At 74.1% G+C, this 15,203-nt stretch carries 14 protein-coding genes; 6 read left to right on the top strand and 8 right to left on the bottom strand.

Features of this window, described 5'->3' with window-relative positions; all coding sequences use genetic code 11:
- Positions 1-41: 41 nt before the first annotated feature.
- Entirely contained in the window at positions 42-3,758 is a 3,717-nt protein-coding gene (locus BLV02_RS03960) for a S8 family peptidase (protein WP_069110399.1), read from the bottom strand.
- A gap of 107 nt (positions 3,759-3,865) precedes the next feature.
- On the opposite strand from BLV02_RS03960, the gene BLV02_RS03955 reads away from it, so the two are divergent.
- Both BLV02_RS03955 and BLV02_RS03950 read left to right on the top strand, forming a co-directional pair.
- Positions 3,866-4,720 carry an RDD family protein gene (locus tag BLV02_RS03955; protein ID WP_216094088.1) on the top strand — a complete coding sequence of 285 codons (855 nt, stop codon included), beginning with the start codon at positions 3,866-3,868 and terminating at the stop codon, positions 4,718-4,720.
- A complete protein-coding gene (locus tag BLV02_RS03950) occupies positions 4,717-5,559 on the top strand; it encodes a GNAT family N-acetyltransferase (RefSeq protein ID WP_083288435.1) in 843 nt (280 codons plus the stop codon). Before BLV02_RS03955 ends, BLV02_RS03950 begins: the two co-directional genes overlap by 4 nt.
- A gap of 1 nt (position 5,560) precedes the next feature.
- Here BLV02_RS03950 and ahcY read toward each other — a convergent pair whose 3' ends face one another.
- Entirely contained in the window at positions 5,561-6,997 is a 1,437-nt protein-coding gene (ahcY, locus tag BLV02_RS03945; protein WP_074946137.1) for an adenosylhomocysteinase, read from the bottom strand.
- A gap of 214 nt (positions 6,998-7,211) precedes the next feature.
- Between ahcY and BLV02_RS03940 the strand changes: the two genes are divergently transcribed.
- Together BLV02_RS03940 and BLV02_RS03935 are read left to right on the top strand one after the other, a co-directional pair.
- The gene (locus BLV02_RS03940; protein ID WP_069110402.1) at positions 7,212-8,324 is read left to right on the top strand and encodes a hypothetical protein; all 1,113 of its coding nucleotides are present in this window, start codon (positions 7,212-7,214) and stop codon (positions 8,322-8,324) included.
- Positions 8,324-8,977 carry a hypothetical protein gene (locus tag BLV02_RS03935; protein ID WP_069110403.1) on the top strand — a complete coding sequence of 218 codons (654 nt, stop codon included), beginning with the start codon at positions 8,324-8,326 and terminating at the stop codon, positions 8,975-8,977. Before BLV02_RS03940 ends, BLV02_RS03935 begins: the two co-directional genes overlap by 1 nt.
- On the opposite strand, the gene BLV02_RS03930 is transcribed toward BLV02_RS03935, so the two are convergent.
- Positions 8,974-9,933 carry a cation diffusion facilitator family transporter gene (locus BLV02_RS03930; RefSeq protein WP_069110404.1) on the bottom strand — a complete coding sequence of 320 codons (960 nt, stop codon included), beginning with the start codon at positions 9,931-9,933 and terminating at the stop codon, positions 8,974-8,976. The two genes, BLV02_RS03935 and BLV02_RS03930, sit on opposite strands and share 4 nt — an antisense overlap.
- A gap of 38 nt (positions 9,934-9,971) precedes the next feature.
- The gene (manA, locus tag BLV02_RS03925) at positions 9,972-11,138 is read right to left on the bottom strand and encodes a mannose-6-phosphate isomerase, class I (RefSeq protein ID WP_216094090.1); all 1,167 of its coding nucleotides are present in this window, start codon (positions 11,136-11,138) and stop codon (positions 9,972-9,974) included.
- 64 nt (positions 11,139-11,202) lie between these two features.
- Here manA and BLV02_RS03920 point away from each other — a divergent pair, with 64 nt between their 5' ends.
- Positions 11,203-11,529, top strand: a complete 327-nt coding sequence (locus BLV02_RS03920; RefSeq protein ID WP_141711475.1) for a type II toxin-antitoxin system VapC family toxin — start codon at positions 11,203-11,205, stop codon at positions 11,527-11,529.
- 3 nt (positions 11,530-11,532) lie between these two features.
- On the opposite strand, the gene BLV02_RS03915 is transcribed toward BLV02_RS03920, so the two are convergent.
- The 4 genes from BLV02_RS03915 to BLV02_RS03900 are packed head-to-tail and all read right to left on the bottom strand — an operon-like array spanning position 11,533 to position 14,521.
- Entirely contained in the window at positions 11,533-12,549 is a 1,017-nt protein-coding gene (locus BLV02_RS03915; protein ID WP_069110406.1) for an SIS domain-containing protein, read from the bottom strand.
- 6 nt (positions 12,550-12,555) lie between these two features.
- The gene (locus BLV02_RS34890) at positions 12,556-12,732 is read right to left on the bottom strand and encodes a Trm112 family protein (RefSeq protein ID WP_083288437.1); all 177 of its coding nucleotides are present in this window, start codon (positions 12,730-12,732) and stop codon (positions 12,556-12,558) included.
- Positions 12,729-14,108 (bottom strand): phosphomannomutase/phosphoglucomutase, encoded by a 1,380-nt coding sequence (locus tag BLV02_RS03905; protein ID WP_069110407.1) that lies wholly within the window; start codon positions 14,106-14,108, stop codon positions 12,729-12,731. Before BLV02_RS03905 ends, BLV02_RS34890 begins: the two co-directional genes overlap by 4 nt.
- A 47-nt stretch (positions 14,109-14,155) precedes the next feature.
- Entirely contained in the window at positions 14,156-14,521 is a 366-nt protein-coding gene (locus tag BLV02_RS03900) for a DUF3499 family protein (protein ID WP_069110408.1), read from the bottom strand.
- Between the two features lie 68 nt (positions 14,522-14,589).
- Here BLV02_RS03900 and BLV02_RS03895 point away from each other — a divergent pair, with 68 nt between their 5' ends.
- Positions 14,590-15,051 carry a metallopeptidase family protein gene (locus tag BLV02_RS03895; RefSeq protein ID WP_069110409.1) on the top strand — a complete coding sequence of 154 codons (462 nt, stop codon included), beginning with the start codon at positions 14,590-14,592 and terminating at the stop codon, positions 15,049-15,051.
- Positions 15,052-15,203: the final 152 nt, after the last annotated feature.

The following is a 15,203-nucleotide window of genomic DNA, read 5'->3' as shown; positions in this document are numbered from 1 at the left end:
AGCACGGAGTACCGCGCCGACGCGCCGCGCGGCGCATCACGTCATCGCCGGCCGTAGGCGCGCTCCACGGTCTGGGTGACGGTGTTGCCGTCGGCGTCGGCGGCCTCGACCCGCAGCGACACGTACTCGCCGCCGCGGCCGCGCTCCTCCGCCGTCCACCGGACGCCGCCGCCACCGCCGCCACCACCGTCGCCGTCGCGCCGGACAGCGAGCGGCGTCCAGCGGCCGCCGTCGTCGTAGGAGACCCAGGCGCGCATCCGCACGATCCGCGGCGGGTCCGCCAGCCCGTCGGGGTGCCGGACGGTGAAGGCGAGCCGCGCGGGCGGCCGGGCCGGGACCCGGTTGTCCAGGCCGGCCGGCACCTCGTAGTCCACCTGCAGCAACGGCAACACCGCGCCGGCCCCGGCCGCCGGACGCTCGGACCGGAACGTCCAGGCGGTGTCGGTGCGCGGCGCGAACCGCCAGTCCGGCCGGCGCCGCTCGGTGCCGAGCTCCAGCCGGTACCGTCCGGACGCGCCGGTCACCGGGAACGCGCCCCAGACGGCGCCGGTCTCAGCGATCAGCCGGTCGTCCTCGTAGAGCCGCGCCTCGACCAGGTCCGGCTCCTCGAACAGGTACGGCTCGGGCCGGCCGGTGTGCGTGGCGTCGGCGAACTCGGCGATGTGCAGCGCGAGCGTGTCGCCGGTCCGCGACGGCGCGGCGCCGGCGGGGGCGGCCGGGCGGACCACCGGCGCGAACCAGGTCTCCCGCGACCGCTCCCCCGCGGCGTACGTGCGCAGGTCGTGGCTGAGGCCGGACGTCACCGGGTTCATGTCGTCGCGGCTGAGGTAGTGCAGCACGTGCTGGCGCCAGACGGTGTCGCCGGCCGACACGTACTCCTCCCGCTGCCGTCCGGTGCCGACGTAGCGCTGCTGTTCGATGATCGTCTCGGCCTGCCAGGGCCGCCAGCCGTAGCGCTGCTCCTTCGCCCACGTCCCGTCGCCGCTCTGGTGGTAGGCGGCGGTGACGACGGCACTGTTCGCGGTGCTGACGGTGTGCACGATGGGGTCGGGGACGTGGCCGGACGAGACCTGCATGACGTCGTAGAGGTACGGGCTGACGGCGACGCCGTCGACGCGCAGCCGGAACGGGCCGTCCTCCAACCGCTCGGCGACGGCGCGCGCCTCGGCCGGCGAGAACGTCGCCGCGGGCAGCGGCAGCCGGTCGCCGTCGGGGCGCCAGAACTGCGGCCAGTCACCGCCGTCCGGCGCGATGACCAGCAGCATCGCCGCACCCGCCGCGGCCGCGGCAGCCGCCAGCGTGTCGGCGTCGGGCTCGCCGGGCGGTGCCACGACGACGGCCTTCCCGCGCACGTCCAAGCCGGCATAGTCGTCCGCACCGCCGCCACCGGCCGCGACGGCCTCCAGCGTGCGGCGTCCGTCGAACAGCGGCGACTGGTTCAGCGGCTGCGGCGTGGCCGAGAGCCGCGCGCCGCCGACGGCCGTCGCGGTGAACGCCGGTGCGACCAGCTGCCAGCGCGACATGAACTCGAACGTGCCGCCGGTCGCCTCGTCCGTCGGCGTGACCCAGAGGGACCGGACGGAGTCGAACTCCATCGTCCCGTGGACGACGGCGCGCCCGTCGACCTCGCGGTGCGTGTAGAAGCCCCAGATGCCGCGCTGCTCGGCCGGCTTCGGGGTACGGATCTCCACCTGCCGCGTCTCCCGCGCGTCCAGCACGACCTCGGTGTCGCCGTCGACCTCGAGGTCCGGGTCGACCACCAGGAACACCGCCTCCTCGCCGTCCACCTCGCTGGGGATGAGCGCGTGCAGAACGTAGTCGCCCTCGCCCAGACGCAGCGTCCTCGGGTCGCCGGTGGGCAGCAGCGTGATGGTGTCGTAGCGCGGGTCGGCGCCGTGCAGGAACACCGGCGACGCATACGCCGGCCGACCCTCCCGGTCGACGGCGCTGATCGTCACGTCGTGCACCGGCGCGCTCTTGACCAGCCACAGCGTCGTCGCCACGGTCGTCGTGCCGTCCGCCGACGCGGCCACCAGCCGGCCGGTGTAGCGGCCCCGGCCCAGCGCGGCGGGATCCACGGTGAGGGCGACCGTGGCGGACCCGCCGGCCGGGACCGTCACCGCCTCGGCGCCGGGGACGACGGCGTCAGGGGCGGGCGGCGCCCCGTCGCGGCCGGCGAGCGTGAGATCCACGGTCAGCACGACCGGCGCGGCGGAGGTGTTGGTGTAGGTGACGTCGTGGGCGACGGGCGTGGTGTCGCCGTCGGCGTACGTGCCGAGGGCCAGTCCGCCGGTGCCGACGACCGGCTGGGCGACCGCCCGGGCGAGATCGACGCGGCCGGCGCCCTGCTCGTCAGGTGACAGGTCCGGGTTCGGCCGGGCGGTGCTGACCAGCGCGTCCTCGAGCTGCTCGCCGGTCCAGTCCGGGTGCTGCTGGGCCAGCAGGGCGGCGGCACCGGCGACGTGCGGCGCGGCCATCGACGTGCCGCTGGCGGCGGTGTAGAGCGCGTCGACCGGCGAGCCCAGCGTCGTGCCGGCGGCCCGCGCGGCGACGATGCCGACGCCGGGCGCGGTGATGTCGGGCTTGACGGCCTGGTCGCCGAGGCGCGGGCCGCGGCTGGAGAACTCGGCCAGCGACTCGTCCCGGCCGACGGCGCCGACGGTCAGCGCGGCGTCGGCGCTGCCCGGGCTGCCGATGGAGACCGCGCCCGGGCCGTCGTTGCCGGCCGAGACGACGAACAGGGTGTCGCTCTCGGCACTGAGCCGGTTCACGGCCAGGCTGAGCGGGTCGGTGCCGTCGGACGGGCCGCCGCCGAGGCTCAGGTTCACGACGTCGGCGCCCTGCGCGACCGCCCACTCCATGCCGGCGATGACGCTGGAGCTGTCGCCGAAGCCGTCGTCGCCGAGCACCTTGCCTGACAGGATCCGTGCGCCTGGCGCCACACCGGGCCGGCTCGGGCTGCCGCCGTCACCGGTGCCGGCGATCGTCGCGGCGACGTGGGTGCCGTGGCCGAACAGGTCGTCCGTCGACGGGCTGCCGGTGAAGTCGGCGGCCGCGGCGACCTGCCCGGCGAGGTCCGGGTGCTCCGCGTCGACGCCGGTGTCGAGGACCGCGACGGTGACGCCGGCGCCGTCCAGCCCGGCCTCCCACGCGGCCGGCGCGCCGATCTGCGGGACGCTGTGGTCCAGCGTCGCCGCGACCCGGGCGTCGAGCCAGAGCGTGTCGATGCCACCGGCCAGCGACGTCGCGGACGGGCCCGTGAGCGCGGCCCAGAAGCCGGCCGCGTCGTCCGCCGCGACCTCCAGCGCCCGGCCGCCGATGCTCGCCAGCTCCGGCCCGGCCTGGGCGCCCGCCGGCGTCGCGGCGATCCCCGCGCTTCCGGCGCCGGTGGCGATGAGCGGCAGCGACGTGGTGTGCCCCTGCTCGATCAGCGCGCCGACGTCGAACAGCGCGCGGTCCAGACGGCCGGCGGCCAGCAGCTCGACCGCGTCGGACGGGATCACCAGCGACCGGCCGTCGACCTCGAGCTGGTGGACGGTGATGTCCTCGCGGCCCGGCGCGGGGTCGACGCGCACGGACCGGCGGCCGTCCGCGACCTCCGTCACGTGGACGACGTCGCCGGTGACCAGCGTGACCGTGCCCGGGGCGGTGGCCGTGGCGGGCGCGGTGGGTGCGGCGGCCGGGGCGGGACCCGCGACCGTCGCCGTCAGCAGGACCGCACTCACCAGCACGGGGAGCGATATGAACCGATTCGGCATGAAAGCCACCGTGGCGGGCGCGGCCGCCGTTGTCAGCGGGCGGCGGGTGCCGGGGTTGCGACATGTCGCGTTTCGGACAGCGGGCCCGGCTACGGCAGACTGGCCGGGTGAGCGACCTGGTGACCGGCGAGGCCGTCCCCCTCGAGCTGCGGCTGGCCAAGCTGCCCTCGCGTGCGCTCGCACTGCTGCTCGACGCCCTCATCCTCGCAGTGGTGGGGTTCGTACTGCTGCTCCTGCTCGGCCAGATCGCGCCCGGCGTCGACGAAGCTCTGGCGGCCGCGCTCATCATCGGCGGGACGGTGTTCCTGCTGGTCGTCATCCCGACGACGGTCGAGACGCTGACCCGCGGCAAGTCGGTCGGGAAGGCGGCGGCCGGGCTGCGGGTGGTCCGCGACGACGGCGGCCCGATCCGGTTCCGGCACGCCCTGGTCCGCGCGCTGGCCGGGGTGTTCGCCGACTTCGTGCTGACGCTCGGCGTCGGCGCCATGGTCTGCTCGCTGCTCAACCCGCGCGGCAAGCGCATCGGCGACGTGCTGGCCGGCACCGTCGTCGTCCGCGAGCGCATCCCGTCGACGGCCGCGCCGCTGCCCGTCCTCGACCCCCGGCTGGCCCCGTGGGCCGCGTCGCTGGAGCTGTCCCGGCTGCCCGACCGCCTCGCCATGGCCGCGCGGTCGCTGCTGGCCCGCGCGCCGCAGCTGGCGCCCGAGGTGCGCACCCGGCTCGCCGTCGACCTCGCCAACGAGGTGTCCGCGCTGGTCAGCCCGCCGCCTCCGCCTGGGCTGCCGCCCTGGGACTACCTCGCCGCCGTGCTGGCCGAACGCCGCCGCCGCGACGCGCTGCGCTACGGCGACCCGGCGCTGCGGCCGCAGCCACAGCCACCACCGCCGTTCGTACCGCCGCCACCGGTGGAGCAGCCGCGGCCGCCGTCGCGCACCGACGGCGGCTTCGCCCCGCCGTCGTGACCGGCGCCTATCAGCGGGTCGACGGCGCCGGGCCGGAGCAGTTGGCCGCCATGCGCGACCTCGCCGGGCGGCTGTGGAGCTGGTCCAGCCGGTGGCATCCGGGCGAGCTGGCGTGGTTCTGGCACGAGCACGGCGGCCCGGACCCGGCGTGGCGGACGGCGTACTGGCGGCACCGCGGCCGGGTGGTGGCGTGGGCGTGGGACCGCGGGGGCCGCCTGGACCTCCAGCTCGACCCGTCCCACCTCGCGTTGACGGAGCAGGTCGTGGCGTGGTTCGGCGGCCACACGGTGACCGTCCTGGACGCCGAGACCGAGCTGATCGACGCACTGGGCGAGCACGGCTACGCGCGCCGCGACGACGACCGGTTCTTCGCGCACCTGCGTCGCTCGCTCGACGGGCTCCCGGCGGCCGCGCCGCTGCCGGACGGGTACACCTGGCAGCCGGCCGACGCGGCCGCGCGGGCCGCCATCCACTCCGTCGCGTTCGGCGTCACGATGCCGGAGGCCGTCTACCGCGGCGTTCAGCGCGCGCCGTCGTACCGGCCCGAGCTGGACCAGCTGATCGTCGCGCCGGACGGCGCCCCGGCCGCGTCGGCGCTCGCCTGGGTCGACGGCGACGCCGCCGTGCTGGAGCCGGTCGGCACCTCGCCCGACCACCGCCGGCGCGGGCTGGCCGGGGCGGCCTCACTGGCCGCGTTGCGAGCCGCCCGCGACCTCGGCGCCCGCGACGCCCGGGTCTGCGCCCGCGGCGACGACGGTTACCCGGCGGCGCGGGCGGCGTACGAGGCGCTCGGCTTCCGGGTCTACGCCCGCAACGTGCGCCTCGTCCGCCCCGCGTGACTCAGTAGCGGTAGTGCTCGCTCTTGTACGGGCCCTGGACCGGGATGCCGAGGTAGTCGGCCTGCGACTCGGTCAGCTCGGTCAGCTTCACCCCGAGCGCGTCGAGGTGCAGCCGGGCCACCTGCTCGTCCAGATGCTTGGGCAGCGTGTACACACCCAGCGGATAGTCCGCGGTCTTCGCGAACAACTCGATCTGCGCCAGCACCTGATTGGTGAACGAGTTCGACATCACGAACGACGGATGCCCGGTCGCATTACCCAGATTCAACAACCGACCCTCGGACAACACGATCACCGTATGCCCATCCGGGAAGCTCCACTCATGCACCTGCGGCTTCACCTCGGTCCGCACGATCCCCGGCACGGCGGCCAGCCCGGCCATGTCGATCTCGTTGTCGAAATGCCCGATGTTCCCCACGATCGCCTGATGCTTCGCCCGCACCAGATGATCCACCGTCAGGACATCCTTGTTCCCCGTCGCGGTGATCACGATGTCGGCCCGCTCGATCGCCTCGTCCAACGTGGTGACCTCGTACCCGTCCATCGCCGCCTGCAACGCACAGATCGGGTCGATCTCCGTCACCACCACCCGCGCGCCCTGACCACGCAACGACTCCGCACACCCCTTGCCCACATCGCCATACCCGCACACCACCGCGACCTTGCCACCGATCAACACATCCGTGGCCCGATTGATCCCATCGATCAACGAATGCCGACACCCGTACTTGTTGTCGAACTTGCTCTTCGTCACCGAATCATTCACGTTGATCCCCGGGAACAACAACGCCCCATCACGCATCATCTCGTACAACCGGTGCACCCCGGTCGTCGTCTCCTCCGTCACCCCACGAACGTCCTGCGCCATCACCGTCCACCGGGTGTCGCTCTCGGCCAGCGACCGCTTCAACAGCCCCAGCACCACCCGCCACTCCTCCGGATCATCGGCGACAGGCTCCGGGACGACGCCGGCCTTCTCGAACTCCACCCCCTTGTGCACCAACAGGGTGGCGTCACCACCATCGTCGAGGATCATGTTCGGGCCCGCCTGCCCCGGCCACGACAACGCCTGCTCCGTGCACCACCAGTACTCCTCCAACGACTCCCCCTTCCACGCGAACACCGGCACCCCCGCCGGCGCCCCCACCGACCCGGTCGGGCCGACCGCGACCGCCGCCGCCGCATGGTCCTGGGTGGAGAAGATGTTGCAACTGGCCCAGCGCACCTGCGCGCCCAACACCGTCAACGTCTCGATCAACACCGCCGTCTGCACCGTCATATGCAACGACCCCGTGACACGCGCGCCGGTCAACGGCCTGCTCTCACCGAACTCCGCACGCATCGCCATCAAACCCGGCATCTCATGCTCAGCCAAACGAATCTCACGACGACCGAAATCGGCCAACGACAGATCAGCAACCTTGAAATCAAGAGACATGGAACGGCTCCTCCCAGCGGGACTGGCGGTCAGGGGTCGGACGCGGGCACGACGAGGCGGCCTCGAACGATCGTCCGACCCGGCGCGACCCATCTGGGTCCGCGGCATCACCTGCGCCGGCGTGGTCACCTGGAGTCTACCCCCGGCTTTCCGGCGGGGCCGCCGATCACCCGCTACCGTGGTTCGGGTAGATCGACACGATGCAGGGCGGCGGATGACCTCGGGGAACGACGGTGCTGACGGCGACGGCGTGCGGCACGCCGCCGAGTCCCTGCGCGCCGCCCTCGACGCCCTCCCCGACCTCGCCGAACACCTCGACGGCGCCGTCCGGGCCCGCATCGACGCGACGACCGGCGCAGTGGAAGCCGCCGCTGCGGCTGCGCCCGCGGCCGAGATCCGCCGGTCGCTGCTCGGGACCGCGCACGAGATCCGCCTCCTCGGCACCCACCTGACCGCCACCCGCGAAGACACCTTCGCCGAGGTCGCCCACACCCTCACCCAGCACGCCGACGAGATCGACGCCCTCCTCCGCCCCGCTCCCGACGGCGCCGGCGCGGCCCCGGTCGTCCCCGCACCGCCACCTGTCCCGGCACCGAGCGTCCAGACCAGCGCCCTCGACGCCGCTGCGGTGCAGCGCCAACTCCCCGACGCCGCCGCCCAACGCCGCGCCATCAACCAGGTCGTCGCCCAGTTCCCGCCGATGCTGCAGCACCTCGCCCGCACCCTGCTCCTCGGCCACTCCTCCCACGCCGTCGAACGCCACGGCCACCACCTACGCCGCGACCACCAGATCGCCCGCGTCCAATGGCGCCTCGATCCCGCCGGAGTGGACGGCTGGCGGCTGAACTCGGACGGTTCCGCCGAGTCCTGGCGCAAGCATGGCAACGGCCCACACGGCGTCGGCACCGCAGCCGGGAACTATGCCTCACCTCATGCCGTGGCGAGGCCGCTCATCGCCCTTCTGGAGGCCGCTGGACGCACGCAGGCCGCGCTGGACGGCTACCTGAACGGCAAGGCCAACGGCCAGACGGTGGTGAAACTCTTCCTGCACCCGAGTGACACCGGCATCACGACAGCGGACCTCCATACCGTGCGCGCGCCCGGAACCGACACCATCGCCGGTGCCTCGATGTGGGACGACGCACGCGAGGGTTCGATGGCCGGTCACGGCGACCCGCCCGCGGTGCGGGAGTACGACACGATTGGCCAAGGGGATCGGCCAGGCAGCATGATCATGTTCGTCAGGCGGCCGAACCAGCCGTGGCGGCTGGTCACCAGCTACTTCATGGACGACACCAAGAACACGATGCGCTACACGGAGCTGTGATGGAGATCAGCGAGAACTTTCGGCAATGGCGAGAAGTCTTCAGCGACGGCGGCGGCGAACTCGTGGAGTACTACGTGGAGGCGTGCGACGCTGTCCCGGGCTGGTTGGAGAGCAACGTCAACGACCTGCGCGGTTTCCGTGACGAGCTCGCGGCCCACATTCGCGACTCGTCGGTGGGCCCGTTCCCGTCAGAGACTCAGTGGACCACCGACGAGCACCTGCGTGATCTGTGGTTCGACGTGTTCGGGGCGGAGCCTCCGCCGGGCGACCCGTACCCCGTCCCTCGGGAACGGTGGGGCCGCCACCGCATGACCACCTACCTGCGCGACATCCCCCATCGACACCCCGAGCGCGTGCGTCCGGAATCGCTCACGTGGCTGGAGGCTCGCGGCGTCAGCCTGGACGACCTGGCCGCCTACCGGGAACCCGGCGCCGACGTCGAGTACTCGCGGCCCGAACCGGCCGGGTTCCGCAAGCGCCTCGACGAGCTCACCGCGACCGGTCGCCGCAGCGGGCCGGCCGAGGGCGAGCGGGCCGCCGAAGCCCGCGCCGACCTCCTCGACGCGCAGCGAAGCTACCGCGAGACCGGGCACACCGAGCAGGCCGACGCCGTCGACAAGATCCTGGCCGACCGCGAACCCCGCGACGACTAGGACGGCTCGGGCGTGGGCGCCGCCGCGCGGTCGATGTCCGGTTCGAGGAAGATGTGCCGGGCCTCCGGCAGCGCCGCCCTGATGCGCTCCTCGGCACCGTTGATCGCGGCCGCGATCTGCTCGCCCGTCTGATCGGTCCGGACCGCCAGCTTCGCCGCGACCAGCAGCTCCTCCGGGCCGGTGTAGAGCGTGCGCAGGTGGATGACGCGGCCGATGTCGTCGGAGGCGGTGGCCGCGGCGAGGATCTTCTCGACGTTCTCGGCGGCGGCGCCCTCACCGATCAGCAGGCTGGACATCTCGATGGCCAGGATCACCGCGATGACGACCAGCAGCACACCGATGGCCGCGGTGCCGGCGACGTCCCAGTAGGCGTTGTCGGTGATCAGGGCCAGGCCGACGCCGATCAGCGCGAACACCAGGCCGAGCAGCGCGCCGATGTCCTCGAGCAGGATGACCGGCAGCTCAGGCGACTTGGCCCGGCGGACGAACTGCACCCAGGACCGGCCCTTGCGGACGTGGTTGGACTCGACGACCGCGGTGCGCAGCGAGAACGACTCCATGATGATCGCGGCGACCAGCACGACGATCGGCACCCACCACCACTTGCTCTCCAGCAGCTCGTTCGGGTGGCCCGCGTGCACCTCCTCGTACTTGTGGTACGCCTCGTACAGGGCGAACACGCCACCGAGGCTGAACAGCACGATCGACACGATGAACGCGAACACGTAGCGCACCCGGCCGTAGCCGAACGGGTGCTCCGGCGTCGCCTTGCGCCGTGCCCGCCGGCCGCCGACCAGCAGCAACACCTGGTTGCCGGCGTCGGCGACGGAGTGCACCGCCTCGGCCAGCATCGACGACGCACCGGTGAGCGCGAACGCGACGAACTTGGTGATCGCGATGCCGCTGTTCGCCAGCAGGGCCGCGACGACGGCCTTGGTACCACCCTCAGTGGCCATGGTTTCCTTCGCTCCGGTGTGCGTGTCGAGGTCGAGGTCTATCGTGCCTGGTCGAGCGCCGTCGTCAGGGTGAACGCCACGCCGTCGCCGGTGAGTGTCGCGCCCGACTCGGCGGCGGGGACGAACGCGGCCCGCCCGCGCGCCAGCGTCACGCCGTCGACCGCCGCCGCCCCCTCGACGACGAGCACCAGCAGCGGCCCGGGCACCGGCACGGCGGTCCCGGCGGTGAGCCGCACCCGGCTCAGCCCCAGCTCGTCGATGCCGTCGACGGGGTAGCGCTCCAGGCCGGGACCGGCCGGGACCGGCCGCACCGCGACGGCGCCGTGCGGCTCGTAGCGCAGGATCCGCAGCACCTCGGGCGCGTCGACGTGCTTGGGCGTGAGCCCGGCGCGCAGCGTGTTGTCGGAGCTGGCCTGCGGCTCGACGGCGACGCCGGACAGGTAGGCGTGCGGGACGCCGGCCGGGACGAACACCGCCTCGCCGGGCGCCAGCGTGTGGTGGCGCAGCAGCAGCGCCAGCAGCAGGCCGCGGTCGTGCGGGTACACCTCGGCGAGCCGGTGCACCAGCGCGAACCGCGGGTCGTCGCGCCGGGCCGACGCCTCCGCCGTCAGGGCCGTGACGATCTGCGCGGCCGCGGCGTCGTCGAGGGTGAGCCAGCGGCGGACCAGCCGCTCCAGCCCGTCGCTCTCGCGCAGGACGGCGGCGGCGCCGACGAGGTCGGTGTGCTCGCACTGCTCCAGCGACGCGGCGACCGCGGCGGGGTCGTCGAAGCCGACCAGCGCGTCGAACGGGGTGACGGCGACCGCCATCTCGGGCTTGTGGTTGCGGTCGTGGTACGAGCGGCGCGGGTCGTCGAGCGCCAGGCCCGCCGCGTCCTCGGCGTCGTAGCCCTCGGCCGCCTGCTCGATGGTCGGGTGCACCTGGATCGACAGCGGCCGCTCGACCGCCAGCACCTTCAGCAGGAACGGCAGCCGCGGCCCGAACCGTCCGACGACCGCCGCGCCGAGTGTCGCGGCCGGGTCGGCCTCGATCAGCGCCGACAGCGGCCGCCCGTCGCCCACCACCGTCGACGGGGACCCGGGGTGCGCACCGACCCACAGCTCCGCCTCCGGCTGCCCGGACGGCGCCCGGCCGAGGAGCTCGGGGATGACGGTGGGCGAACCCCACGCATAGGAACGCACGGGGTTGTCCAGAAGCACGGCCACGAGCCGAGAGCCTAGTTGACCCGCCCGCCGGGCCGAGACGTGACGCCCACTCGCAAAGTCAGGCATGCTGGAGAGATGGACGGCCGGTGATCATGCTCGACGGATCAGCGCGGCCAACTGGTCCGAGACGATGCAGAAGATCGCCTTTCACGGCGGCGACGCGGACCGGCAGGGCACCCTGCTGACCGTCCTCGGCGTGACGGTCGAGCCGTTGACGCGCGACGACGCGATGCGCGCCGCGAAGCTGTACCCGGCCACGCGTCCGGCCGGGCTGTCGCTCGGCGATCGTTGCTGCCTCGCTCTGGCCGGACGTCTCCAGGCGCCCGCGCTCACCGCTGATCAGGCCTGGTCCGGTCTCGACGTCGGGGCCGAGGTCCGGTTGCTGCGCTGACCGTCAGGCCGGGCGGCCGAGACCGAGGGCCAGGTAGGCAGCCGCGAACCGGCCGGTGGCCAGCAGCGCCGCGAACCGGCCGATGTCGGGCCCTTCGGTGGCACGGACCTCCTGGACCCGCACCGACCCGTTCCCGGCGGCGGCGTCCAGCCGGGCCCGGCCGGCGACTGCGGCCGGGCTGTCGGCGCCGTCGTCGAGGATGATCAGGGCGGGGCGGGGCGCCGAGGAGCCGCCGTCCTCGAACGGGTCGGCGAACAGGTCCGGCTCGGGTGCGCCCTCCAAGATCGGCGCCAGTTGGTCGGCCTCGCCCGACAGCGCGGGCCGGCCGCTGGCCGAGCGCAGCGCTTCGGCCACTCGCCGGGCGGCCCGGGCGGCCAGCACCGACCCGCCCCACACGACGGGGACGTCGTCGGCGATGCCGAGGGCGAGCTCCTTGGCCGGGTTGACGTCGGCGGGGACGCTCGGGCCGCACCGCTCCGCGACGTCGTCGAGGGCGGCGGCGACCGGCTCGGACTCCACCTGCGGGCCGAGGCCCATGACGTGCAGGGCGCGCAGGACAGGGACGGCCAGCGCGGTGGGGTCGGCGCTGCCGGCCGGCAGGAACGTCGTGCCGCGACCGGCGGCGGCCGCGGCCATCGGCGAGTCCGAGGGCGCGGCGACGAGCAGGGCGCAGCCGCGGCGGCGGGCCTCGGCGACGGCGGAGATCTCGTCCTCGCCCTGGCCGGAGCGGCACACCACGACGACGAGGTCGAGCGGGCCGGCCCAGCCGGGCAGGCCGCGGTGCGGCCAGGCGACGAACGGGACCGGGCAGACCGGTTCGAGCACGGCCCGGAACAGCCGGCCGTCGGCGCCGCCCGCGACGACGGCCCGCGGCCGGTCACCCGGCGCCAGCGCGGCCAGCGCGTCGGCGGACGCGACGTCGGCGAGGCGGACCTGGGCGCCCCAGCCGGCGATGTCGCGCAGGACCGGGTCGATGACGCTCAACGCGTCCGGGTCGTCGAGCGAGCCGTCGAAGAACACCGCCGGCTACTCCGCCGGACGGCTGCGGGCCTGGTCGGCCAGCAGCACGGGGATGTCGTCGCGCACCGGGTACGCGCGCGGGCAGCCGGTGCACAGCAACTCGCCGGCCGCGTCGTCGGGCTCCAGCGCACTGTGACAGACCGGGCAGGCGATGACCTGCAGCAGCGTCGGATCGAGCCTCACGCGGCCCCCTCCTCTGACCCGCGGACCACCCGCAGGACGTCGTCGCGCACCCGTTCCATGACGGCGCGGTCGGCGCCCTCGACGTTGAGCCGCAGCAGCGGCTCGGTGTTGGACGGGCGCAGGTTGAACCACCACATCGGGGTGCCGGTGAACTCGACGGTGAGGCCGTCGAGGTGGTCGGTGGTGACGTCGGGCGCCTTGCCGAACGCCTCCTCGACCCGCGCGGTGACCGCGCCGGCGTCGTCGACCGTGCTGTTGATCTCGCCGGACGCGACGTAGCGCTCGTACGGCGCGAGCAGCTGCGACAGCGGTGCGGACCCGGCGCGCAGCGCGGCCAGCGTGTGCAGCGCGGCCAGCATGCCGGAGTCGGCCCGCCAGAAGTCGCGGAAGTAGAAGTGGCCGGAGTGCTCGCCGCCGAAGACGGCGCCGGACTCGGCCATCGTCTGCTTGATCAGCGAGTGGCCGACGCGGGTGCGCACCGGGGTGCCGCCGTGCTCGGCGACGATCTCGGGCACGGCCTTCGAGGTGATGAGGTTGTGCACGACGGACGAGCCCGGCGCGCGCGCCAGCTCGCGCACCGCGATCAGCGCCGTCAGCGCCGACGGCGACACCGGCTCGCCCCGCTCGTCGACGACGAAGCAGCGGTCGGCGTCGCCGTCGAAGGCCAGCCCGAGGTCGGCGCCGTGCTCGCGGACGGCGGCCTGCAGGTCGACGAGGTTCGCGGGGTCGATCGGGTTCGCCTCGTGGTTCGGGAACGTGCCGTCCAGCTCGAAGTACAGCGGCACGACCGTGAGGTCCGGCAGGTCGAGGACGGCCGGGACGGTGTGCCCCGCCATGCCGTTGCCCGCGTCGACGACGACGGTGAGCGGGCGGCCGCCGCCGAGCGGGACGAGCCCGTGCAGGTGGGCGGCGTAGTCGGCCAGCGTGTCGCGGCGCGAGACCCGGCCGCGCGCCGCCACCGGGGTGTCGACACCGCCGTCGATGAGCGCCTTGATCTCGGCCAGCCCGGTGTCGTAGCCGACGGGGGCGGCGCCGGCACGGCACAGCTTGATGCCGTTGTAGCGGGCCGGGTTGTGGCTGGCGGTGAACATCGCGCCGGGCAGGCCGAGCGCGCCGCTGGCGTAGTACAGCTGGTCGGTGCTGGTCAGCCCGGCCATGACGACGTCGACGCCGGCCGCGGTGGCGCCGTCGGCGAACGCCTCGGCGAGCCCCGGCGACGTGGGCCGCATGTCGTGCCCCACGACCAGCGCGCCGCGGCCGTCGGCCAGCACGTGCGCCGCGGCCCAGCCGATGGCCCGCACCGTCTCGTCGTCCAGCTCGTCGGGCACCACGCCGCGGATGTCGTAGGCCTTGAGGATCGGGACCAGATCGCGCACGCAGCGACCCTACCTCTCCGGCCGCCGCCCCGGAGGCAGGAGGCGGATCAGGCGTCGGGGTCGGGCAGTGCGCGCAGGTGCCCGCGACGCGCGCCGCTGCCGCCCTCGCCGGCCATCGGCGGCGCGGGCGCCGGCTCGGGCCGCCGGCCGGCCTCGCGGACGGCGTCGGCGAGCGCGAGCAGGTCGTCGTTGCTGGGGCCGAGCGCCGCGGGGTCCGGCGCCAGCCGGATGACCTCCCAGCCGCGCGGCGCGACCAGCCGCTCGGAGTGCTCGGAGCAGAGGTCGTAGCTGTGCGGTTCGGCGTAGGTGGCCAGCGGGCCCAGGACGGCGGTGGAGTCGGCGTAGACGTAGGTCAGCGTCGCGACAGCAGTCCGCGGACAGGCTGATCGAGAACAGCGACGCATCGGACTCACAGGGGAAGGCTAGCGTCTGGGCGGTGTCGTCCGGGCACGGCACGCCAAACACGGCTAGTCTGCCCAGAATGAGCCGCCGTGTGCCCGGACCCGAGACCCCGTCCGGGGTGAGCCTGCCGCGGATCCGCCGAGACCGCCACGGCCGGGGCATGCGCGGCCCGCTGGCGCCGTCCGACTCCCCGCTCTCGGTGTCGCGGGCGCAGCGCTTCGACGACCTCGTCATCGCCGCCGTCGAGCGGCTCGACCGGCGCTGGCAGGACCAGCTGGCGAAGGTCGAGTTCGCCGTCGAGGACGTCCCCGCGCTCGACGACTGGGACCGCAGCTGGGTGCCGCTGGCCCGCGCCTACGCCGGCACCGGCGCGCTGCCGGCCCGCGTCGTCGTGTTCCGCCGCCCGGTCGAGACCCGCGCCACCGACCCCGCCAAGCTGCGCGTCCTCGTCGGCGACATCGTCACCGAGCAGGTCGCCGAGCTGTTCGGCGTCGAGCCCGAGGAGATCGACCCCGCCTACGGCGGCCACGACCTCCCATAACGGGTGTAGCAAGCGGTCAGGCGGTGCGGATCAGCTGCAGGCCCCCGGGTGGTGATGTGCGGCGGGGTGACACCTGTGCCAACAGTTGGCGCTGAGGTCACCGCGCCCGAACAGTACTCCCGGAAGGCGCCGGGCAGGCCGGGTCCAGGACG

The organism is Jiangella alba, from assembly GCF_900106035.1.
Lineage (GTDB): Bacteria > Actinomycetota > Actinomycetes > Jiangellales > Jiangellaceae > Jiangella > Jiangella alba.
The sequence above is the reverse complement of the archived record's forward strand: the minus strand, read 5'-3'. Positions and strand labels throughout refer to the sequence as shown.

What these genes read in the sequence shown, in the direction of transcription:
- BLV02_RS03935 (WP_069110403.1), top strand. Translation starts at nt 8,324, where the DNA reads ATGGAGATCAGCGAGAACTTTCGGCAATGGCGAGAAGTCTTCAGCGAC.
- BLV02_RS03940 (WP_069110402.1), top strand. Translation starts at nt 7,212, where the DNA reads ATGACCTCGGGGAACGACGGTGCTGACGGCGACGGCGTGCGGCACGCC.
- ahcY (WP_074946137.1), bottom strand. Translation starts at nt 6,997, where the DNA reads ATGTCTCTTGATTTCAAGGTTGCTGATCTGTCGTTGGCCGATTTCGGT.
- BLV02_RS03930 (WP_069110404.1), bottom strand. Translation starts at nt 9,933, where the DNA reads ATGGCCACTGAGGGTGGTACCAAGGCCGTCGTCGCGGCCCTGCTGGCG.
- BLV02_RS03960 (WP_069110399.1), bottom strand. Translation starts at nt 3,758, where the DNA reads ATGCCGAATCGGTTCATATCGCTCCCCGTGCTGGTGAGTGCGGTCCTG.
- BLV02_RS03895 (WP_069110409.1), top strand. Translation starts at nt 14,590, where the DNA reads ATGAGCCGCCGTGTGCCCGGACCCGAGACCCCGTCCGGGGTGAGCCTG.
- BLV02_RS03920 (WP_141711475.1), top strand. Translation starts at nt 11,203, where the DNA reads ATGCTGGAGAGATGGACGGCCGGTGATCATGCTCGACGGATCAGCGCG.